Source organism: Bradyrhizobium sp. SZCCHNGR1005 (genome assembly GCF_032489995.1).
Taxonomy (GTDB): Bacteria; Pseudomonadota; Alphaproteobacteria; order Rhizobiales; family Xanthobacteraceae; genus Bradyrhizobium.
On record NZ_JAUEZC010000019.1, the window covers coordinates 1 to 22226 of the forward strand.

Genomic DNA, 22226 nt, shown 5'->3' on the forward strand with positions numbered 1-22226 from the left:
GGCAACCGGGAATCCAACGAGCTGTCTCTACCCGCCGCCACTATGACAGTGACACCCGGTCAGATACAGGAATCTCGCAATTGCGCACCATAGTTCGATGCTGGCGCATCGCCCCAGAATGAGCGTGAAGCAGGCCATGTCTCGCGCTTGTGACGCAGCAATACTCTTTCCCTTGTATTTGGGGAACTTTCGACATATGTCATCAGCATATGCCGGAAGTTTTCGAGGGCTACCGAGTATGTCCGACGCTAGGCAGGTCAAACTTTTTCGAAACGGCCGCAACCAGGCAGTACGGATTCCGATGGAATTTGAACTCCCTGGGACCGACGCCATCATGCATCGGGAGGGAGACCGGCTCATCATCGAACCCCTACGCAAGCGAGGGCTCCTCGCGCTTCTTAAGACCATGGAGCCGATCCCCGAGGAGCTACCTGAGATCGATGATCCCGCTCCAGCTCCGGAGCGCCTGCTTTGACGCGTTACATGCTGGATACAAATATCATTTCCGACCTACTCAAGAATCCTCGTGGAAAAGCTTACAAGCGATTGAGTATGGTCGGCGATCGGAACGTCTGCACGAGCATCATCGTTGCGGCCGAACTTCGCTACGGATGCGCCAAGAGCGGCTCTGATCGGCTGCGCAAAGCTGTTGAAGAACTATTGAACGAGATTCCTGTGCTCTCCTTCGACGCTCCAGCCGACCGGCATTACGGATCCGCTCGCGCAGAGTTGGAAGCCTCAGGCACTCCGATCGGCGGCAATGATCTATTGATCGCCGCCCATGCTCTTACCACGGACGCCACGATCGTCACTGCGAATGATCGGGAGTTCAAACGTGTTCGAGGTCTCAAAGTTGAGAATTGGCTTATCTAAAGGCGTGGCGACAAGGTCCTTGAGATCCTAGCGGTTCAGTGCTCCCTAAAGGCTAGGTGCGACGCCCCTGTCCGATGTATGCCGCGAGCATGCTTGCAAAGGGCGGCGGACTTCTCCGCAGCCCCTTGTATCGGACCTCTTCCTCGACCTCAGTAGCGATCGGTGCCGATGCCGACGCTCACGCCGGGCGCGTCGATACCGACCCCGCCCCGGTCGCGATAGCTGCGGCGCTCGTAATAGCGCTCGCGAGGCGCGTAATCGAGGCATCGCGACCTTCTCGGACGATGACGCGCCGCTCAGTGCGCTGACGCCAGCAACGTCCGTCTTCATTGCAGACCATGCGAACATTTTGGATGTAGCTCGCTGCCGCGGGGGGACACCGCTGACAGCGGGGCAGCGGACACAGAGGTCACCACAAACGTACTTGCAGCGGCTGCCAATGCGATTGCGAAAGCCCTCATAGCATTTTCTTCAGTTAATGATGGTGCCGGTGAGCAATGGGCTTGCGACAGAATGGTTCCGGGCGACGCAAAATTTTGCGCCGCGTGGCAGCTCCGCTGATGACCGTAGGAGAGACCCGATTTGCTAGCTGGCCCTATGCGGCCGGTTCCTGCGGCTTCTGCTAATCCGACGGACGCCAATCGCGCGCTGAGAAGCTGACGTTCTGAAACCTTGCACGGCAGGAGTTCAGCTCGAGCATCACCGTCTCAGGAATACCACGTCGCCCGGACGAGCCGGGCGGCAACAGGGAGATTGATATGTCGGACGTGACGTCTCGCAGCTGACTACTTCGCCGGCGCGATCTTCTTGCCCGTCGTCGCCGGCTGCTTCGCCGCTGCGGCCTGGGCCGGCAGGTACTTCGCGATCACGGCCGGATCGATCTGCGCCATGGCGCTGTCCGGCAGGCGCACCCAGGTCTCGTCGCGGCCAAGAAACGAGATGCCGATATAGCCGCGCAGCGTCAGCGTCTGTCCATCCGGACTGAGCGTCATCTTGGCGTTGTAGATCTTGCCATCGCGCGGATCGAGCACGTTGCCGTCCTCATAGACCAGCCCGTCGCGCTTCATGTCGCGAAGCTTCATGTCACGAATGAAGGAGATACCGAGCCATGGCGCGTTCTTGCGGTCGTCGGTGCATTTGGAGCAGATCGGATTCGGCGAATCGGTAGGTCTCGGGAACAGCTTCGCCATCACGCCCTCGTAGACACCGTTGTGATCGACGACAAGAACGTAGAGCTTCGGCTCCCCGTTCTCGACCTTCTGCCACAGGCCGGCGGCGGACGGTTCGGCGGCTAGCGCAGGCCGAGCAACCAGCGACCCAGCAAGCAGGACGGCGAGGGTGGCAAATGTCGCGACACGTGGCATCAGCCGAAGCCGGGGAAACGTTATCAGCATCATCATCTCACCTTGACCAATCCATAAAGCGCATGGACGCAGAGTACGGCCATTTCGAGGACCGTGCCAGCACATAGCAGGTCTTGCGCGGCTGTGGAATCGCAGCCGCCCAGAAACATCCAGTCACATTCCGGTTGGAGCCGGTTCCCTCCAATCCACCGCTTAGTTGACGCCGAGCTTCTTCTGCAGGCTCGATGACGATGTCGTGTATTGGAACACCAGCCGCTTCTCCGGGTAGACGTAGCGGTGCGCCTTCTGCGCCATCAGCGCGCCCTCGTGGAAGCCGCACAGGATCAGTTTGATCTTGCCGGGATAGGTGTTGATGTCGCCGATCGCGAAGATACCGGGCACGCTGGTTTCGAACGCCGAGGTCTCCACCGGAACCAGATTGTTCTCCAGCGCGATGCCCCACTCGGCGACGGGACCGAGCTTCATCGTGAGGCCGAAGAACGGCAGCATCCTATCGCAGGCGATCGTCTCCACCGTGTTGTCGTTGCCCTTGAGGGTGGCTGCCGTGAGCACGCCGCCTCCGCCTTCGAGGCCGGTGACCTGGCCGATCCTCAAGTCCATCTTGCCGGAGGCGACGAGCGCGCGCATCTGCTCGACGCTATGGGGAGCGGCGCGAAAATCGTCGCGCCGGTGCACCAGCGTGATGCGCTTGGCGATCGGATGCAAATTGAGAGTCCAGTCGAGCGCGGAATCGCCGCCGCCGACGATGACGATGTTCTTGTCGCGGAACTCCTCCATCTTGCGCACCGCATAGAACACCGAGGTGCCTTCATAGGCTTCGATGCCCGGAACCGGCGGCCGCTTGGGCTGGAACGAGCCGCCGCCGGCAGCGATCACTACGACCTTGCATTCGAACACCTTGCCTGCATCCGTGGTGATGCGGAAACCGGGATCGCCGATCTTCTCGACCCTCTCCACCATCTCACCGAGATGGAAGGTTGGATTGAATGGCTTGATCTGCTCCATCAACTGATCGGTCAGGCCCTGCCCCGTGACCATCGGCACGCCGGGAATGTCGTAGATCGGCTTCTCCGGATAGAGTTCGGCGCATTGGCCACCGACCTTGTCGAGGATGTCGATCAGATGTGCCCTGATATCGAGCAGCCCCAGTTCGAATACGGCAAACAGTCCGCAGGGGCCCGCGCCAATGATCAGCACATCGGTCTTGATCGTTTCGCTCATGTCGCTCTTCTCGTTGGGAGGCCGCAGGCAAGATGTCGCGGCAAGTGGCGGTGTCCAAATGTGTAGCCAAGGCGGCTCACCCAGGGAAGCCTCAAAACCGGCTGGCGCCGGGCGGGGCGCATGCTCGTCGGATAGGTCTCAATTCGCATCCGCCGGCCTGGGGTCGACGGCACCTGAAAGTGGTGCACATCAAATATAACGACTCTTGCGCGAACGTGAAATCCGATCGATGATGCCGCCCCATTCATTCAAGACATGCTCTCAAATCATACGTCCATGGAGATGGTCTCGTGAATGTCTCCCCCTCGCATGAGGACGCGCTTCGTCTGGAGGATTTTCCGTACCGGCTCGGCGACAACGTTCGGTTCGGCGATCTCGATCCGAACTGGCACGTCAACAACGCGGTGTTTGCGACTTATTTCGAAAGCGCCCGCGTGATGCTGATGAAGGACCCTAACAACGATCTGATGCCGAAGGGATTGACCTGGATCATGGTGCGGCTCGACATTCAATTTCGCGCCGAACTGCGCTGGCCAGGAACGATCGAAATCGGGCTTGGCATTGCCAAGCTTGGACGCACCTCGGTGACGTTCGACCAGGTGATCTTCGCGCAAAACACCTGCGTGGCTTCGGCGCAGGCCGTGAACGTGCTGATCGACGAAGCGACACGCATGCCGACACCGCTGACGCCGGAGCTAGTCAGCAATTTCCAGCCCTGGCTGCGGCGCGGAACGGCCGCGTCGGCCTGAGCGTGTCGACACGCGGAAAGGTCGCGAAAGCAAGGCGGCGCGCGCAGGACCGCGCGCGCGGGAGGCGCTTAGGCCTGACGTTCCGGCGTCGAGACGACGAGGCCGTCGAGTTCGTCGGAGACCTTGATCTGGCACGACAGGCGCGAGTTCGGCCGCACGTCGTAACCGAAGTCGAGCATGTCCTCTTCCATCGGCGTGGGCGGCCCGACCTTCTCGCGCCAGGCTTCGTCGACATAGACATGGCAGGTCGCGCAGGCGCAGGCGCCGCCGCATTCGGCCTCGATCCCGGGAATGGCGTTGCGGATGGCCGCTTCCATCACGGTCGCGCCGTTCTCGATCTCCACGGTTCGGGATTCGCCGGTGTGGTCGACAAAGGTTATCTTGGCCATGTTCGCTCGATGCTGCGGGGGAATGAAGTCGGGCTGTCCTATAACGGGTCGACCCGCCCGGCGCTAGTGCCGCCCGGTGCGCCGTGTTCGGGGCGGTTCGCGTCTCCGGACGAGAGTATCAGGACGCCGCCAGCATCTCCGCAATCGCCATGCGCGCCTCGCCAACGGCCGTGCCGAGTTCGGCCAAGGTAAGGGTCAGGATATGGGCCTGGTCGCGGTCGCGGAGCGCCATCTCCAGCGCTTCGGCGGCTTCTGCGACCCCCAGCGCCCCGATCGCCCGGGCGGAGCCCTTCAGCGTATGCGCAAGCGCCGCGGCATCGCCCGGCAGTCCCATCAGCTGGCCAAGGATACGGCCGGACTGGCTCGCAAACATCCCCAGCACCTCGCGCTCGAGATCGAGGTCGCCAAGCGTCATCCGCCTGAGCTGGTCCAGGCAGATCGGCCCGTCATCGGGAACAAGCGGGGGCGAAGGCATCCATTCGATCCGGTGGAGGTCTGGCGTCATGGCGTACGTCTCGGGGAGTCCATTTCCGCGAACTCTCATCCCGAGGGCCACGGTTGCGCCAGCCAAGCATGGGAATGGTTAATACCTCCTTACCTGTATATTGCCGCGGCTCTGCCTTGTTTCAGGCGCGGGACCGCCCCAATTGCGGCCGAAATCGAATTTTCGGGACTTTCAAATGCGTTACCGGTGGGTCCTGTTAACGATGATTAAGAATCTCTTAACCGCGACCATTTCTTTCACCTCGCCCAGCCAATAGGATGCGCTTTGGATGGAGCGGGCTAGCCGGCAAGTGCCGCGCCTGGGCGCCCGCGGTGGATGAATCCGGTTCCGAGCCCGGCGATGGGGCATTCGTGCGCGGCTCACCGGATCAAAAAAATACGACGAGGCTCGGACTGAACATGGCAAACACCCCAAAAAAGGTCAAAGACCCGACTGAAGTTGCGCTGTCTGCCATTCAGGAGGCTTTGAACATCAGCGATACGGCCGCGCCGGAAGAGGCGCAGGCGCCGAATCGTGCTGACGAGGCGTCGCCGATCATGCCGATCGGCCCTGCCTTTGGGGAAACCACATTCGACGTGCGTCAAGGCGCGGAGCGCCCGGCCTTCGACGACAATGATGCGCCGCCGTTGATCGCCCGTCGCCCCGCCAACGACGATCGCGAGACCATCGGCCAGCTCCTGCAGGCCATTCAGAAGGGCCGCCCCTCGCGCGGCGTCTACACGATCGCGACCGCCTTTGCCGGCGTGTGGATCGTCGGCTGCGGCCTGCTGACGGTCGGCTTCCTGCCCTCGCTGCAATCGGCGATCGGGCAGAGCGGCGGCGTCCTGGTGCTGGCAGGATTGGCAGCGCTGTTTTTCGCCCCCGTGCTGTTGTTCTATTTCCTCGCAAGCCTCACCTGGCGCGGCCAGGAACTGCGCATGATCGCGCAGTCGATGGCCCAGGTTGCGATCCGCTTCTCGGAGCCGGAAGGCGCAGTCAGCGATTCGATCGTCACCGTCGGCCAGGCGATCCGGCGCGAGGTCGCAGCGATGGGCGACGGCGTCGAGCGCGCGATTGCCCGCGCCGGCGAATTGGAGACCCTGGTCGCCAACGAGGTCGCCGCGCTGGAGCGCGCGTATAGCGACAACGAAGTGCGGATCCGGGCGCTTCTGCAGGACATCGCCCATCAGCGCGACAATCTCGTCGGTCAGGCCGAGCAGGTTCGCAGCGCCATTTCCGGAGTGCAGATCGATCTGCGCCACGACATCGCGCTCATCTCGGACGCGATCGCCTCGCGCGTCGACGAAGTCGCCAAGAGCATCACCAGCGCGCTGGAAGAGCGCGGCGCCCACATCACGGCTGCGCTCGGCAATGCCGGCGACAACATGATCCTGGCGCTCGGCGAGCGCGGCGGCGACCTGCTCGATCGGCTCGAGGAGGCCAGTTCCGAGACCACGCGTGCCGTGCTCGACGCCTCCGAGCGCCTGACCACAAGCCTCAACTTCAAGACCGGACACGTCCACGACGAGTTCGCCGATCTCTCCGATCGCGTCCATGAGATGCTCAACGAGCGGATCGACCGCATCACCGCCGAGTTCGAGCAGCGGGCCGCGGTCATCGTCGACGGCATCTCGGTGCGCACCGAGCAGGTCCACGATTCGCTCAAGGCTTCCGGCGACTCGCTCCTGCTCGAGCTCGAGCTGCGCAGCGGCGAACTCGTGCGCAAGATCGACGATGCGAGCCAGCGAATGTCGGGCCATATCGCCTCGAGCGGCGAGAAAGCCAGTGAATCCCTCGATGCGACCGTCAGCTCGCTGGTCGAAAAGGTGGTGAGCCAGACCGAGGCCGCGCACGACACGCTGTCGATGCAGATGAGCGCGTTCGATGAGCTCGTGAAGAACCAGGGCACCGAACTCGCCGAGCGCTTCGCCCGCGACTCGAGCACCCTGGGTGCGCTGATCACCCGGCATATCAGCGAATTCGATCGCACCGTGAAGACGTTCGGCGGCGATATCGTCGAGCGCATGGGCCAGCGGACCCAGGACATCACCGATAATCTGAAGACCTATGTCGACACCTTCGATAGCCGTCTGTCCTCGAACGGCGGGCAGATCACGGCCACGCTGGATCACCGCCTTTCGCAGTTCGAGACCACGCTCGAAGCGCGCATCACCAATCTCGATGCCGCGCTGGAAAACAAGATCAACGCCTTCCACCAGAACCTCGACGGCCGGCTGAAGTCGCTCGAAGAAAACTTCGACTCGCGCGCGACCTCGGTCACGACGACGGTCGAAGGCCGTCTCAACGCCCTCTCCTCGTCGCTGACCGACGGTGCGGCCCAGGTGCTGCATACGATCGACTCCCGCCTCACCGTGCTCACGTCCTCGCTGACCGACGGCGCGGCCCAGGCGATCCATTCGATCGATTCCCGCCTGACCCTTCTCACCTCCTCTCTCAGTGACGGCACGGCGGAGGCGCTCGAAGCCATCGACCAGCGCGTCGCCACCGTCTCGCAGACGATCGACGGCCGCACCACGCAACTGGCCGATACCGTCACGGCGCGTTTCCAACAGATCCACCAGAGCATCGAGACCAGGGTCGGCGGCATCGCCGGCGACATCGACCAGCGCGTCGCCCAATTCGAAGATCTGTTGGGGACCCGCATCGAAGCCGTGGCCGGCCGCATCGAGAGCAGCGGGCGCCAGGCCAGCGACGAACTGATGACGCGCGCGGAGCTGTTGTCCGCCAGCATCAAGTCGCATGTGGAAGACGCCGAGCGTTCCCTGACCAATCTCGTGGTCAACACCAGCGAGACCATCCAGACCGGCGCGCGCGCAGCGCAGCAGGCGCTGCTCACCGTATCGACCGATGTCGGTGCGCAGCTGAAGACCACCTCGACCGAAGTCGAGCGGGCCCTCACCGGCGCCGGCAGCGGGGCGGCCAATGCCATCCTGTCGAGCGCGCGCGACGCGCAGCTCACCTTGGTGACGGCTTCCGGCGATACCGTCGCCCAGATCAAGTCGCTATCCGCCGATGTCGAGCGCACGCTGGCGGCGGCGGGCTCCGCAACGGCGGCCTCGATCATGGCCGGTGCACGCGAAGCACAAAACACCCTGGTCGCGGCGTCATCGGAAGCAGTCGGCCAGGTCAAGTCGCTCACCATCGACGTCGAGCGCTCGCTGTCGAGCGCCGGTGTTTCGACCGCGGAAGCGATCACCGGTAGCGCAAGAGAGGCACAGGCCACCCTGCTTGCCGCCTCCTCCGAAGTGGCCGACGAGGTCAAATCGCTGACCGCCGACGTGCAACGCTCGCTGTCGCTCGCCGGCACCACCACGGCGGAAGCAATCACCAGCGGTGCGCGCGAAGCGCAGACCACACTGATCAGCGCCTCATCGGAAGCCGCCAATCACGTCAAGACGCTCGCCGTCGACGTGGAACGGACCATGTCGGCGGTCGGCACCAGCACGGCAACCACGATCGTGAACAGCGTCCGCGACGTGCAGAGCAAGCTGATCGCCGCTTCCGCCGAAGCCGCCGATCACGTCAAATCGCTGGCATCCGACGTCGAGCGCACCCTCGCCGCAGTCGGCACCAGCACAGCGGCCTCGATCGTGAGCAGTGCACGCGACGTGCAGTCGACCCTGATGGTCACTTCCACCGAGGCGACGGACCACATCAAGTCGCTGGCCTCCGACCTCGAGCGTACGTTGTCGACCGTCGGCGCGGACACGGCGAGCGCCATCCTCAATAGCGCGCGTCAGGCCCAGACCTCGCTGACGGCGACCTCTGCCGACACGGCGGCCGCGGTGGTGGGCAGCGCGCGTGAGGCCCAGGCCCTGCTGACCGCAACATCGACCGACACCGCCGGCCAGCTCAAGACGATCTCCTCGGAGATCGAGCAGGCGATCAATGCGGTTGCCGCGAACACCACGGAGAACATCCAGACCAGCGCCGCGAACGCGCAGAATATGCTGCTGGCAGCGGTGAACGAAGTCAGCTCGCGAGTGAAGTCGACCTCCACCGACATCGAGCGCACCGTGCTCGCGGCCGGCAATTCGTTCGGCTCGGCCATGACCGGCAAGACCGACGAGATCGTGACCTATGTTCAGCAGCACACCGAGCGACTGTCGCAAATGCTCGATGGCCGGCGCGGCCAGCTGGTCGAGGCACTCGGCTCCAAGGCGAACCAGCTCACGATCGAGATCGATCGCGTCACTTCGGATGCGTTGAAATCGATCGAATCGCGCGGCCAGGCCTTCGCCAAGACCATGATGGGCAACGGCACCGAGGTCGCGCGCACGATCACCTCGGCCGGCGAGCTCGCGACCACTGCCATCGGCAAATCGCTGAAGGAGCTGGAGCAGGCTTCCCGCGCCGCGATCGAGCAGTCGCGCCAGGTGTCGGTCGCCGCAGTCACCGAGATGCAGGAAACCAGCAAGATCCTCCGCACCGACACGGTCGCCCTGTTCGAGCGGCTGCGCGAAGGCAACATCCTCCTGCAGGAGGTGCTCACCGGCGCCCACGACAACCTCAATTCGCTCGAACGTGCTCTGGTCACGCGCGTGGCCGACTTCGTCACGGCGATGAGCGATTTGACGACGCGCAACGGCGCGGCCACGGAGACGCTGGAGGAGCAGCTCAGCGTCTTCAACGTCAAGACCACGAAGGCGCTGGAAGACCTCGGCTCGCTCGCGGGTCAGTTCGACGCCCATGGCAAGGCGCTGATGGAAGCAGCAGCCGTTGTCGATCAGAGCAACCGCGAGGCCAGCGTCTCGATCGGCGAGCGCAAGGCGACGCTGGAATCGCTGATCACCACGATCGACCTTCGCACGGCCGATCTCGACCAGCGGCTGTCGCGCTTCACCACGCTGCTCGACGAGTCGCTCGCCGCGGCCGAAGAGCGCGCACGCGACATCGCGCGCGTGGTCGCGGAAACCGCGGGCGCCGGCTCGACCGCGATCAGCCGCCAGTTCGAGGCGATCCGGGCCACCGCCGAGGAAGAGCGGCGGGTGACCACAGAATCCATGCACGCGATCTACGAGCAGAGCACGCAGGAAGCGGATGCGATGTTCAAGCAGTCGGCGGAGAAGTTCGCCAGCCTGGTCACGAACATGAAGCAGATGACCGCGGAGATGCAGCGCGAGCTCGAGGCCACGCGCAACGAGCTGCGCCGCGGCGTGCTGGAAATGCCGCAGGAGGCCGCCGAGAGCACTGCACAGATGCGCAAGGTGATCGTCGACCAGATCGAGGCGCTCGCCGAGCTGAACCGGATCGTTGCCCATCACGGCCGCGGCCTCGACGTGGTGAACACGACGAGGACGGCGACCGTGACCACCACGGTCCGCCAGGAGGAACCGGTGGCTGCTGCTGCCGCCGTCGCGGCGGGCGGACGGGGCGACATCCGTATGCGCGAGCCCTCGCCCACGAGCGCCGCCAATCTGCCGCCCCCGGACCTCGGCGTTCAGCCGCCGTCCCGGCGCGTCGAGGCCCCGCCGATGGGACCGGCCGCCGATCCAGGCCGCGACACCTGGCTGTCCGACCTCCTCAACCGTGCCGACAATAGTGCCGCCGGTCGCGAAGCGCCGCGTGGTCGCGGGCCCGTGCCGCAGTCCGGCAATCCGCTGGAGTCGCTATCGCTCGATATCGCTCGCCTGATGGATCGCGCGCTCGCCGCCGAGATGTGGGATCGCTATCAGCGCGGCGAAACCAAGGCCTTCACCAAACGGCTCTACACGCCGGCCGGCCAGAAGGCGTTCGACGAGGTGGCACGCAAGTATCGCGCGGATCGCACCTTCAAGCAGACCGTCGATCGCTACATCACCGAGTTCGAGCGGCTGCTCGACGAGGTGGCGCGCGACGACCGCAATCCGCAGGCGCTGCGCAACCAGCTGACCTCGGAAACCGGGCTCGTCTACACGCTGCTCGCACATGCCGCCGGACGGCTGGCGTGAGAACAGTGAATGGCTGATCGCAAACGGAAAACGGAGGCCTCACGGCCTCCGTTTTGCTTTCCGAGATACTTCGTAGGATGTCGACTAACGACCAGATCAGCGGTGGGCCTCACATAATCGACCGCGCTTCGTAGCTTACCTCGCGCGCGCCCCCCCTACTCGCTTTATTCCCTATTCGCGACTTGCCTTCTCACCGCCGTCGTTCGCTGGCGACGGGCGCCGGCTGCGAGGCCTGGGCGTTGCTGGGACTGGAACTCGAGCTGCTGGCGCCGAACAGCACCCGGGTCGGGTTGCGGTCGAAATTGTTGACGGCCCGGCTGATGTCGCCGAGCGTCCGCCGGCCGTCCACCATGAGCGCACCCGACCGCTTGTCGAAATCCTCCGCCAATTCACGGATCGATTTGACCGTCAGGAGCAACTCGCCGCCGTCCTTGCCGCCGGCGAGCGTGTTGAGCCCGAGCATCAGGCTGTCCGCCTTGCCCATGATGCCGTCGACCCGTGCCATCACGCCGTCGATCCGCTCGGAATTGCGGGCCAGCGATTGGGTGAAGACTTCGAGGTTCTTCAGCGAATTGCGGACAGCTTCCTGGTTGTCGGCGACGACCCGGTTGATATTCTGCAAGGTGGCGCGGATCGCCTCGGTCACGTCCTGCAGCCGGTTCGGATCGGCGCGCAGCACCGGCACGCCGTCTTCATCGAGCGGCGGCGGCGGCGCGGCTTCCTCACCGCCCTTGAGCGAAATGGCGGCAACGCCAGTCAGGCCCTGGAACTCGAGTCCTACCAGGGTGTCTCGGCGGATCGGCGCGCTGTTCTCGACCATGGCGAGCGCGACAACGCGGCGGGGGTTGTCGAGCTTGACCGAAATGACCTCGCCGACCCTGATACCGTTGAAATTCACGCTACCGCCATTGCGCAGTCCTGCGGCTGGACCTTCGAAGATCACCCGCAATGGGCCACGCTGCTTGGTCGTGTGCAGGCTCTGAAACCAAAGGACGAAGCCGACCGCCGCTGCGATCACCGCCAGCGTGAACGACCCGATCAGCACGTAATTCGCCCGCGTTTCCATCAAAAACTCCGGTGCTTGCGTGCAAGCATCGCGCTACGCCATTACGGCGCGGGCGCGTTTGCCGTGGAAATACTGCCGCAGCCAGGGATGCTCCGAGGCCTGCATATCGGCCATCGATCCTGCGGCAATGACCTTACCGTCGCCTAAAACGGCGATGCGATCACAGGCCGTATGCAGGCTATCCAGGTCGTGGGTTACCATGAAAACCGTCAGGCCTAAAGTGCGCTGCAGGGTACGGACCAGTTCGTCGAAGTCGCCTGCGCCGATCGGATCCAGGCCGGACGTCGGCTCATCCAGAAACACCAATTCCGGATCGAGCGCGAGTGCGCGCGCCAGCGCCACGCGCTTGATCATACCGCCCGAAAGCTCGCTGGGGAACCGATCCGCGACCTCCGGCTTCAGCCCGACCATCACCAACTTGGCCACCATGATCTCGTCGAGCAGGCGCTGGGAGACCTTGAGGTACTCGCGCATCGGAAACTGAATGTTCTGGCGCACCGTCAGCGAGGAAAACAAGGCGCCCTGCTGGAACAAAACCCCCCAACGCCGTTCGACGGAACGGCGCATCCCGGAATCGGCAGCGTCCAGGTCGACCCCGAACACCTCGATATGGCCGGAGAGCTTGGGCACGAGCCCGATAATGGTACGAGTGAGCACGGATTTTCCGGCGCCGGACGGACCTACGAAGCCCAAGATTTCACCGCGCTCGACGTCGAGATCGAGCCTGTCGAGCACGCGCGTCTTGCCGAACTGAACGGTCACGTCGCGCACCCGGATGATGGCACCGGACGATTGCTGCACCGTCATGGTCACATTCCGATCGCCGCGAAGAAGATCGCGAACACGCCATCCATCACGATGACGAAGAAGATGCCTTTGACCACCGACGCGGTGGTGTGCCGGCCGAGCGACTCCGCGCTGCCCTGCACCGAGAGCCCCTCGACACAGGCGACGATGCCGATCACCGCCGCCATGACCGGCGCCTTGAGCAGCCCGACCTTGAAGTGATCGATCGAGATCGCGTCGCGAAGGCGCAGCAGGAACGCTTCCGGCTGAACGCCTCCATAAAGCCAGGCCACGAGCCCGCCGCCGTAGAGCGCAGCAATGTCGCCGAGAAACGCCAGGATCGGGAGCGCAATGACCAGGGCCAGCATCCGCGGCAGGATCAGAACCTCGATCGGATCGAATCCCATCGTGCGCAACGCGTCGATCTCCTCGCGCATCTTCATCGAGCCGAGCTCGGCCGTGTAGGCGCTGCCCGAACGACCTGCGATCATGATCGCGACCAGCAGCACGCCGATTTCGCGCAGGACCAGAACGCCGAGCATGTCGACGACGAAGATGTCGGCGCCGAACCGACGAAAATGGAAGATGCCCTGCTGCGCGATGATGCAGCCGATCAGGAAGGTGATCAGCACGATGATCGGGACCGCCCGCCAGCACACTTGTTCCAGATGATGGACGGTCGAGGTCAAGCGGAAGCTGCGCGGGTGGAGAAACACGCGTGCGCTGGCGACGATGACGGCCCCCAGCATATCGACCAACGCGGCGATGGTGCCGAAGATACCGGCGACGGTGCGGCCGATCTGATCCAGCATGCCCACCACGGTCACCGCTCCGGTCTCATCGTCAGGCGCGGGCGTCACGCGACGGACCTCATCAACGAGGCTGGCATAAGTGACGGACAAACCATCCACCTTCGCCTCGATGGCGCCCTGTGTGAAACTGCGCCGCAGCCGCTCGATCAGCCAAGCTCCGAACGTATCGAGCTTGGAGATTTGGGAGACGTCGATCGCGACATCAGGCTTGGTGCCCGCGAGTTTCTCCGCCTCGGCGACCAGTTTTTCGAGAAGCGGCGCGAAGGATGCCGTCCATGTGCCAGCTGCGCGGAGCAGCAACACATCGCCTTGAGCGCTCCGCTCCAGAGTCGGACCGTTGATCATGATGGCCGCCCTGAGCCCAGCCGGCCGCTTTTCGGCAAGAATAGTCTGCGCACGCTGCTATCACCTTGTCGAACCCCGGCCCAACCAGCCATAGTCGGTCGCGCCCCGCAAGCCCACGATTCGAAAATCGCGAACTTTTTAAATGACTTCCACCAATTCTCCAAACCTGATCGGAAACATCGAGCAATGGCCGATCGCCGGCAGCTTCACGATCAGCCGCGGCGCCAAGACCGAAGCGGTGGTCGTGGTGGCCGAACTACGGCAGGACGGCTTCGTCGGACGCGGCGAATGTGTGCCCTACCCTCGCTACGGTGAAACTCCCGATGCGGCCCTCAGCGCTCTGCTGGCAATGCGCGACGCGGTCGCCAATGGCCTCGATCGGACGGCTCTGCAGGCGGCGATGCCGCCTGGCGCAGCGCGCAACGCATTGGATTGTGCGTTGCTGGACCTGGAGGCCAAGCGAAGCGGCCGGCGCATCTGGGACCTGCTCGGCCGACGTGCACCCGAGCCATGTGTCACTGCTTATACGATTTCGCTGGGCTCTCCGCAGGCGATGGCCGGCGCAGCGGCCAAGGTGGCGCATCGGCCGCTGCTGAAGGTCAAGCTCGGCGGTGACGGCGACGGCGAGCGCATCGTCGCGGTGCGCCAAGCGGCGCCGCAATCGCAACTGATCGTCGACGCGAACGAAGCGTGGACGGAGAAAAATCTGGAAACAAATCTCGCAGCCTGTGCAGCCGTCGGCGTGACTCTGGTGGAGCAGCCCCTGCCCGCTGGCAACGACCGCGCCTTGGCACGGATCGATCGGCCGCTGAAGGTCTGCGCCGACGAGAGCGTGCACGATCGCGCATCGCTGGAGGGTCTCCGCGATCGCTATGACGCCGTCAACATCAAGCTCGACAAAACGGGCGGCCTGACCGAAGCGCTTGCGGCGGCGGATGCCGCCCGCGACCTTGGCTTCGACATCATGGTCGGCTGTATGGTCGCAACCTCGCTGTCCATGGCGCCGGCCATGCTGCTGACGCCTTTCGCCCGATTCGTCGATCTGGACGGCCCGTTGCTGCTCGCCCAGGACCGGGCGAATGGGCTGCATTATGAGGACAGCCTGGTCTACCCGCCCGATGCCGCGTTGTGGGGATGAGGCGTCAATCGCAACCGCACGAGCCACATCAGCGCGCCGCCGAGCGCTGCCATGGTCGCCATAAGGTAATAGACGCCTGGCCCAAACTGGGCATAGACGGGCCCGGACATCACTGACGCGGCCGAACCAACGATGCCCGTCGCCGCCGCGTAATAGCCTTGGCCGCGCGCAGTCATATGCGCAGGCACATGCCGTACCAACAATCCCATCGTGCCCACCAGCGTCAGGCCGAAGGTGAAGCCGTGGCTAAGCTGCACGGCAGCCAGCGCGAACGCATGCGGCTCATGAGCGGCGATGACCCAGCGAAGCACAGCTGCGCCGGCGCCGATCATAAGCAGATTGGCCGGTGCCCAACTGAGGCGCGGAGACACGGCGAACACCACGATCTCGGCGATAACGCCGAGCGCCCAGAGCCCGCCGATGGTCAGGCCACCAAACCCTTGAGCCTGCCAGTCGATGGCGGAGAACGCGTAATAGGCCGCGTGGCTGCCTTGCACCAGCGCGGCCGACAAGACGATACAGATGAAGTCCCGATCACCCAGCAGCTTCCTGCCACGCTTCGCTGCCCCCGCTGCGCGTGTCGGCAGATCCAGAGGCGCCAACGCTGCGCTGCTCACCGCACCGAGCAAACCGGCCGCCATGATGACCCAGATGAGTTGGGTCGCCGGGATCACATCGGCCAAGGCACCACACAGCAACGTGCCGATGATGAAGGCTGCCGAACCCCAGAGCCGCAGGCGGCCATAGTCCAAGCCGTAGCTCACGACGCCCCGCAGAGCGTAGGCGTCGGTGAGCGGCACGAGCGGCGTCCACAGGCAGCAGATCGCGACGTACATCAGAAAGATCGACCACGGCAGATGCTGGAGGCCAAGGATCGCGAAACCTGCCGCGGTTGCACCTGCCGAAAGCCTCATCGCACCGCGCAGGGCGTGATGGCGCTCGGCAAATGCGGTGATCAAGGGCAGCACCGTAAAACGCGTCACCGCAGGGACCCCGATGATGAGGCCGATCCACGATGGGTCCAACTCGATGGCCCGCAGCCACACGGGAAAGAATGGCAGGTGGGTGCCCGACAAAAGGAAGATCGCGCCGTAGAACAGTCCCAGCCGCCGAGCGAACGATGGGAACGTCTTACGTGACGCGGTGGGGATTTGTCGGGTGGACTGCATCAATTCAATTGCGATTCGGTCAATATCGTGATGTTCGTTATGCCAACGCGCAGCAATTTGCGCGACGGGTTTGCCATGGTCGATGACGTCTTCGCCCTTTCGCCGATCTCCGCCCGCGCGGCCCAGCCGAGCGAGGCTGACTATGAGGCGATCCGCGATGCCTTCATGGAAACCTCGCGGGGGCGCTGGTTTCTCGGCGAGTATGCCAAGCGCAACCGCAACGCGGACACCAGCATGGTGCTCAACGCGGTTGCCCGCATCGAGCACGCGCTGGCCGCGCAGCGCGAACAGCAGCAGGAGCAGCAGTTCGACGAGCGGGCGCTGCCCGAGGCGCTCGCCGCCATTCGAGGAGCGGTCGAGGACGCCGCTGCAGCCGCGGGCGCGGCGATCGATCGCTTGGCGCTCGAGCACAACTTGGCCCCGGTCCGCAAGGGAACCCGAATCATCAAGGAGATTTCCTGGCGGTGGCGGGAGATCGGGGCGGATTCGCGGATCTGCGATCTGATCGATACCCAGATCGAGGCCATCGAATCAGGCTGCGACCAGCTCATCGGCGCCGATCCAAGGGCTGCGCTCCTGGCCGCATTCGACAGCATCAGGGCTGGGTTGAACGCCTTCGAAACGGCTGACAACGCCGTGCCTGCGGCGGCCGCCGAGGTCGCCACGGCCACCGATGCCCCGCCGGCTGGCGAGATGGCAGTGACGGTAGACCTGCCGACGGCCGAAAGCGCGCTGGCCGAAGCCGCGAGCACGCCGGCGGAGGTGGATTTTGTCCACCCGCTGAAGACCGCCGCGGGTTTGGACGCCGTGGACACTGCGCCCGAGCCGGTGGCGGCCGCTGCTGCCGAGGCGACAGCCGAACCGGCTGCAAGGCAAGCGAGCGAACCGGCCGCTCCCGGTCATGTTGAAGCGCTGTCGCAAGTCGGGCTTAACCGAGAGCCCGTTGCTGAGGAAAATCAGCGTCTTGGCGCGACGGTCGAATCGGCTCACGCAACGCTTGAGCTTGCTGAGATCGAGGTCGAAGCGGCCGCGACCGTCAGCGCCGTCGTCGAAACCGCAGACGATGTCGACCCCGCCACCGCCGACGCCCATGACGAGGCGGTGCTCGAGCTGGTGGCGGCAGAGATGGCCGCGCCGGACCTGATCGAGGATGAAGACCTCGCCCGGGTCCGCACCATCGGCTTCGATATCCAGGAGCCGGCTACGGTCGACGACGACATCGTTGCGACCTTTGCCGACCCCACGGCTCCCGAGCCGGCGACCTTTCCCGCACCGACCGTCTCCGATTCCGAGCCGCCCCTCTCCGTGGCGGTCACCCCTGCCCCGCAGCCGTTGCCACTCGTGGTCGCCCCCGAGCCGCAGGTTGCGGCGGCGCCTGAGTTCGTTCAGCCTGCTCCGGTCATGCCGGAGCCGCCCGAACCCGCCGCAGCGATTGCGCCCCAGCCGGCGGTCGCAACGGCGGTTCAAGCCATGCTCAAACCGTCTTACGAACCATCGCTGGGCTCGGCGCTGCTCGCCAACGGCCTCCTGCCGCGCAAGCCAATTACCGCCAACGACCCGCTGATGCCGATCCGGCGCATGACGCAACCGGAGAAGGTCGCCTTCTTCTCGTGACGCGGCCGCGTCCGGCTGCGCGCAAGTCCGGCGCGTTTCAGGCGATCAGCCGCGCGTAGAGATCGGCGTCGACATTGCCGCCCGACAGCACGATCACGACGATCTTTCCGCTCACATCCATGTGGCCGGCGAGAAGCGAGGCGAGGCCCACCGATCCGCCCGGCTCGACCACGAGCTTCAACTCGCGGAACGCGAAGCCGATGGCGCGGCCCACCTCCTCGTCCGAGGCCGACACGGCGCCCGACAGCAGCCGTCCGTTGATCGCGAAGGTGATCTCGCCGGGCATCGCCGCCATCAGCGCATCGCAGATGGTACGGCCCTTGGCGTCGTGGGCGACGCGCTGTCCGGCGCGCAGCGAGCGGGCGTGGTCGTCAAATCCTTCCGGCTCGGCGACGATCATCTCGGCCTGCGGAAACTTCGCCTTCACCGCAGTCGAGACCCCCGCGACCAGTCCGCCGCCCGAGGCCGGCACCACGACGACGCCTGGCGCGAGGCCGAGCGCAGTCAGATCCTCCGCGATCTCGCGGCCGACGGTGCCCTGACCGGCGATCACCAGCGGATCGTCATAAGGCGGCACCACCGTCGCGCCGCTTTTGCCGGCGATCTCGCGCGCGATCGCCTCGCGGTCCTCGCGATCCCGGTCGTACAGCACGACCTCGGCGCCAAAGGCCTTGGTGCGCTCGCGCTTGGCGGCCGGCGCATCGGTCGGCATCACGATGGTCGCATGCATCTTCAGCAGCTGCGCGGCATGCGCGACTCCCTGGGCATGATTACCCGAGGAGAACGCCACCACGCCATTGCCGCGTGCGCTCTCGGGGATCGACGCCAGTTTATTGTAGGCGCCGCGGAACTTGAACGAGCCGGTCCGCTGCAGCACTTCCGGCTTGACGAAGACGTGCGCGTTCAGCCGCTCGCTGAGCACGGGCGAGGCCAGCAGGGGCGTACGCACCGCGACGGGTGCGAGCACGCGCGCGGCCGCGTCGATGTCGGCCGCAGTGACGGTAGGGATCGAAGCCTGAATGGTCATGCTACGACTTTACCGCGCCCCGGGACCGCCTCGCAAGCCCGCAGGCATCAACCCAGTTCAGGCCACACGGCGGGAGCAGACGGCCCCTGCCCTTGCGGCCCGTTCGTCACGCCGCGGCGCGCGCCGTCACCCGCGGCACGGGGGCCGGTTTGCGCAACTGGTCGGTCCAGGTGATGATCTCGAAGGTACCGTCCTCGTGCTCGGCGAGCGCGGTGCAGCTCTCGACCCAGTCGCCGCAGTTCATGTAGCGGATGCCCTGCTCGTCGCGGATCACGGCGTAATGGATGTGGCCGCAGATCACGCCGTCGCAGCCGTACCGGCGCGCCTCGGCGGCGAGCGCGGTCTCGAACGCGCCGATGTAGTTGACCGCGTTCTTGACCTTCTGCTTGGCCCATTGCGACAGCGACCAATAGGGCACACCGAACATGCGCCGGAAGAAGTTGACGAACCGGTTCATCTGGATGGCGAAGTCGTAGGCCCTGTCGCCGAGATGGGCGAGCCAGCGCGCGTTCTGCACGACGAGGTCGAAGATATCGCCATGGATCACGAGATAGCGGCGACCGTCGGTGCCGGTGTGCACGGTGTTCTCGACCACATCGATGCCGCCGAAATGCGTGCCGTAATAGCCACGCAGGAACTCGTCGTGATTCCCGGGCACATAAACGACCTTGGCGCCCTTGCGCGCCTTGCGCAGCATCTTCTGCACCAGATCGTTATGGGATTGCGGCCAGTGCCAGCTCGACCTCAGCGCCCAGCCATCGACGATGTCGCCGACCAGATAGATCGTATCAGCGTCGTGATGGCGGAGGAAATCGACCAGGAGATTGGCCTGCGAACCGCGGGCCCCAAGATGAACGTCGGAGATGAACAGCGTGCGAAAGCGCCGGTCCGGGCTTTCTTCACCTGCAGCGTTCTCAATTCCCATGCGCGCCCACCTAACAGCTTCTGATGACAAACCAATGACGAGCGACGTCGCTGCTAGCGCGCATCCCCCGTCCGGACCGCTGCTGAAAGCCGCTCGCGTGACGACTCAGGTATCCCTTGCCGTTTACCCGCGATAACAGCGCGATGCGACAATCAGGCGACAGAAGGGGTGCTTTATGGGGGAAATGCCCGCATTGGTTTTGCACAAAGATTCGGCCTTTTTTCCTTGAGCGGCTGACCAAAAGCTTGACTGAGGGTTTCGTTCCATTGCGCCATTTGCGGGCGCAAACGAAGTAACGACGCCACCACATACAATCCCGTTCTCGCGGCGCATGGCGTCCGAGTTTTGCAGCTAGCTCCACCCTCCTATCGATCGGAGGGCACAGGGAAGGCCGGGTATCTGCTGATACCCATGGCCCGCGTGCGAAAGAAAATGCACGCGGCGGTCACCACAGGTCTCAGCCAGATGCTCCGGCCTTCCCTGCGCGATGGCTTTAACGGCTGCTTCATGCTCTCCCCAGGGACCGGCTTTCTTGCCCCTGTAGCGACAACGCGCGTTCCGCGCGTTGCGCAGACATCAGCACCGGGATGTCAGAACCACATGACTTGACCGTGCGCATCAAGCTGTTCGTCGGCGTGGAAGACCACGCTGCAACCCGATGCGCCCACCGCATCCCGCGCTCAACGTTCGTGACGATCGCGAAGCGCCCCTCCTCGTGAGCACGGGACGAGGGAATAGGACACCAATTTCCGAAAAAACGAAAGCCAATTATTTTTCGCGCCGCATCTGGACCAGCCAAATCAGCTTGATCGCTCAGGCGATTTTCGCCCCTGCGCGCGGACGGTTTCGAGGCTTCCGCAGCCTCGCCGAGATACGCTAACCTTATCGTTGCGTCCTGATTTGCCCGACAGACGACGGCCGGGTCGAAACAGATGGCCTCAAGGGTCCCCTTCGGGCTACAGCTTGAATCCAGTTGTGGCGCTTCGGCCGCGCCAGGCCGGCATCGCCAGTGATCATTGGGGGGGGACTGGTCATGACAAGAACGATAGCTGCGGCGCTCGCTCTGGCGCTGCCGATCTCGGCAGCGTCAGCGCAATCAAATCTTCCCGTCGAGCCGGGAGCGGCCGGTCCCAACCCGCCTCTGCAGATCACGACGACGTTCCAGGCCCGGATCGACGGCGCCGCGGACGCACGCGATGTGCCCTCCGCCACGGCCCAGGACACCGCACGCCGCGCGCTCTACACCATGGCGGCCAATGAGTGCGCCATCCTGTCCGAATATTGGCGGGCCGACTGCCGGCTGAGTTCGTTCTATGTCTCCGGACCGCTCGCGCCGTTCAGCGGCCCCGCCGCAATGGTCTCTTCAATGTACGGGACCGCGACCTACGAGCTTCGATTCAGAACGCCGGGGCGATAGCGTGGCGGACCTGCCCCTCCGCTCGAAAGCGAGCCCGTTGCAAAATGGTATGAACGAGCGTCAGAACTGAGAGACTATCAGGGCTCGGTGCTCGGTGATGTCTGCTGTACCACCGAGAGGGGCGGGAGGCGGCCGTGGCCTAACTTCGCCTACGGGCCAAAGGGCGACATTGTGATGAGTGATGCGGTCCGAATCTGATGCGAAATTTCGTCGCGTTAAATTTTCGCGAATGAGCGATTTTGACCATAAGCTCGCGCTGTCCTGCGGCACGCTATCTCCATCACTGCTCTATCCTCGGTATCCATCGGTGACTGAGAGTGTTGTGCTCCCGCCTGATCTTGGGGAGCATCATGCCGAAATTCAGCCCAGCCAAGTTCAGCCTGTCAAGTTGTGGTGGCGCTTCGAAATGGTGGCAGGCGCGCTTTCAGGCGATGAGTTCTGCCTGCTTGATTTTCCCTGGTGCAAAGGATGTCCGAAGGCGCAGCACACAGTCCGGACTTTAGGAAGTCAGGAAGGCCCCATGAAGCCGGAGGCATTGCGCGGGTGGTTGCGCGCGCTTCGCTCTCCAAAAACAGTAATTGTCGTCCCAATCAGTGAGGTCAGTTATGGAGAAGTACATTCACCTGCAGAACCTCGTCCTATTCAAGAAACGTCTCGCTGAACCGCACAATGAAGCGGAGCGGGAAGTGCTCTTGAAGTTGCTGGCGGATGAGGAGGCGAAAGAGCTTCCGCCGAAAATCGGCGTACTCTAGCCGCGTTGAACTGCTTCAAGGAACGGTCGCTCAGAAGCGATTGAATGCGGCGAGAGGATGTCCGTTGCGGGTCTTGGCCGCGTGAAAACGTTTTGTTGCGGGGGGCGCCGCGTTGAACCCCGTGGGGTCCCCGGATTGGCGCCG

18 protein-coding genes are annotated in these 22226 nt (G+C 64.1%); 8 read left to right on the top strand and 10 right to left on the bottom strand.

The features are described 5' to 3' along the window. Positions 1-238: 238 nt before the first annotated feature. A complete protein-coding gene (locus QXZ85_RS33420) occupies positions 239-475 on the top strand; it encodes an antitoxin (RefSeq protein WP_315707119.1) in 237 nt (78 codons plus the stop codon). Next, complete coding sequence (locus tag QXZ85_RS33425) at positions 472-873, top strand: type II toxin-antitoxin system VapC family toxin (protein ID WP_315707118.1); 402 nt, start codon at positions 472-474, stop codon at positions 871-873. The genes QXZ85_RS33420 and QXZ85_RS33425 overlap by 4 nt, the downstream gene beginning before the upstream one ends. Before the next feature lie 785 nt (positions 874-1658). Here the strand turns inward: QXZ85_RS33425 and QXZ85_RS33430 are convergent. Next, entirely contained in the window at positions 1659-2267 is a 609-nt protein-coding gene (locus QXZ85_RS33430; protein ID WP_315768592.1) for a DUF2147 domain-containing protein, read from the bottom strand. Positions 2268-2429: 162 nt separating this feature from the next. Beyond that, on the bottom strand, positions 2430-3458 hold the full coding sequence (locus QXZ85_RS33435) for an NAD(P)/FAD-dependent oxidoreductase (RefSeq protein WP_315707116.1): 1029 nt from the start codon (positions 3456-3458) through the stop codon (positions 2430-2432). Between the two features lie 290 nt (positions 3459-3748). Between QXZ85_RS33435 and QXZ85_RS33440 the strand changes: the two genes are divergently transcribed. After that, positions 3749-4207: an acyl-CoA thioesterase gene (locus tag QXZ85_RS33440; RefSeq protein ID WP_315729563.1), complete on the top strand. Its 459-nt coding sequence runs from the start codon at positions 3749-3751 to the stop codon at positions 4205-4207. 68 nt (positions 4208-4275) lie between these two features. Here the strand turns inward: QXZ85_RS33440 and QXZ85_RS33445 are convergent, their stop codons facing one another. Next, complete coding sequence (locus tag QXZ85_RS33445) at positions 4276-4596, bottom strand: 2Fe-2S iron-sulfur cluster-binding protein (RefSeq protein ID WP_315707114.1); 321 nt, start codon at positions 4594-4596, stop codon at positions 4276-4278. Between the two features lie 118 nt (positions 4597-4714). Next, positions 4715-5101: an Hpt domain-containing protein gene (locus QXZ85_RS33450; RefSeq protein WP_315707113.1), complete on the bottom strand. Its 387-nt coding sequence runs from the start codon at positions 5099-5101 to the stop codon at positions 4715-4717. 398 nt (positions 5102-5499) lie between these two features. Between QXZ85_RS33450 and QXZ85_RS33455 the strand changes: the two genes are divergently transcribed. Beyond that, complete coding sequence (locus tag QXZ85_RS33455) at positions 5500-11031, top strand: methyl-accepting chemotaxis protein (protein ID WP_316175673.1); 5532 nt, start codon at positions 5500-5502, stop codon at positions 11029-11031. 190 nt (positions 11032-11221) lie between these two features. On the opposite strand, the gene QXZ85_RS33460 is transcribed toward QXZ85_RS33455, so the two are convergent. Genes QXZ85_RS33460 through QXZ85_RS33470 form a run of 3 tightly spaced genes read right to left on the bottom strand, consistent with a single transcriptional unit; the run spans position 11222 to position 14040 of the window. Continuing rightward, the gene (locus tag QXZ85_RS33460; RefSeq protein ID WP_315707111.1) at positions 11222-12097 is read right to left on the bottom strand and encodes an MlaD family protein; all 876 of its coding nucleotides are present in this window, start codon (positions 12095-12097) and stop codon (positions 11222-11224) included. A gap of 33 nt (positions 12098-12130) precedes the next feature. Next, the gene (locus QXZ85_RS33465) at positions 12131-12904 is read right to left on the bottom strand and encodes an ABC transporter ATP-binding protein (RefSeq protein ID WP_315707110.1); all 774 of its coding nucleotides are present in this window, start codon (positions 12902-12904) and stop codon (positions 12131-12133) included. A 2-nt stretch (positions 12905-12906) separates the two neighbouring features. Then, positions 12907-14040 carry an ABC transporter permease gene (locus QXZ85_RS33470; protein ID WP_315707109.1) on the bottom strand — a complete coding sequence of 378 codons (1134 nt, stop codon included), beginning with the start codon at positions 14038-14040 and terminating at the stop codon, positions 12907-12909. A 142-nt stretch (positions 14041-14182) separates the two neighbouring features. On the opposite strand from QXZ85_RS33470, the gene dgcA reads away from it, so the two are divergent. Beyond that, the gene (gene dgcA / locus QXZ85_RS33475) at positions 14183-15178 is read left to right on the top strand and encodes an N-acetyl-D-Glu racemase DgcA (RefSeq protein WP_315707108.1); all 996 of its coding nucleotides are present in this window, start codon (positions 14183-14185) and stop codon (positions 15176-15178) included. Here dgcA and QXZ85_RS33480 read toward each other — a convergent pair. Further along, positions 15148-16347, bottom strand: a complete 1200-nt coding sequence (locus QXZ85_RS33480; protein WP_315707107.1) for an MFS transporter — start codon at positions 16345-16347, stop codon at positions 15148-15150. The two genes, dgcA and QXZ85_RS33480, sit on opposite strands and share 31 nt — an antisense overlap. 396 nt (positions 16348-16743) lie before the next feature. On the opposite strand from QXZ85_RS33480, the gene QXZ85_RS33485 reads away from it, so the two are divergent. Next, positions 16744-17961 carry a hypothetical protein gene (locus QXZ85_RS33485; RefSeq protein ID WP_315741862.1) on the top strand — a complete coding sequence of 406 codons (1218 nt, stop codon included), beginning with the start codon at positions 16744-16746 and terminating at the stop codon, positions 17959-17961. A 37-nt stretch (positions 17962-17998) separates the two neighbouring features. On the opposite strand, the gene QXZ85_RS33490 is transcribed toward QXZ85_RS33485, so the two are convergent. Together QXZ85_RS33490 and QXZ85_RS33495 are read right to left on the bottom strand one after the other, a co-directional pair. Then, the gene (locus tag QXZ85_RS33490) at positions 17999-18988 is read right to left on the bottom strand and encodes a threonine/serine dehydratase (protein WP_315707105.1); all 990 of its coding nucleotides are present in this window, start codon (positions 18986-18988) and stop codon (positions 17999-18001) included. A 106-nt stretch (positions 18989-19094) separates the two neighbouring features. After that, entirely contained in the window at positions 19095-19913 is an 819-nt protein-coding gene (locus tag QXZ85_RS33495; RefSeq protein ID WP_315741864.1) for a UDP-2,3-diacylglucosamine diphosphatase, read from the bottom strand. 1033 nt (positions 19914-20946) lie between these two features. Here QXZ85_RS33495 and QXZ85_RS33500 point away from each other — a divergent pair. Further along, entirely contained in the window at positions 20947-21330 is a 384-nt protein-coding gene (locus QXZ85_RS33500) for a hypothetical protein (protein WP_315741865.1), read from the top strand. A gap of 605 nt (positions 21331-21935) precedes the next feature. Beyond that, positions 21936-22082 carry a hypothetical protein gene (locus tag QXZ85_RS33505; protein ID WP_315741866.1) on the top strand — a complete coding sequence of 49 codons (147 nt, stop codon included), beginning with the start codon at positions 21936-21938 and terminating at the stop codon, positions 22080-22082. Positions 22083-22226 lie beyond the last annotated feature (144 nt).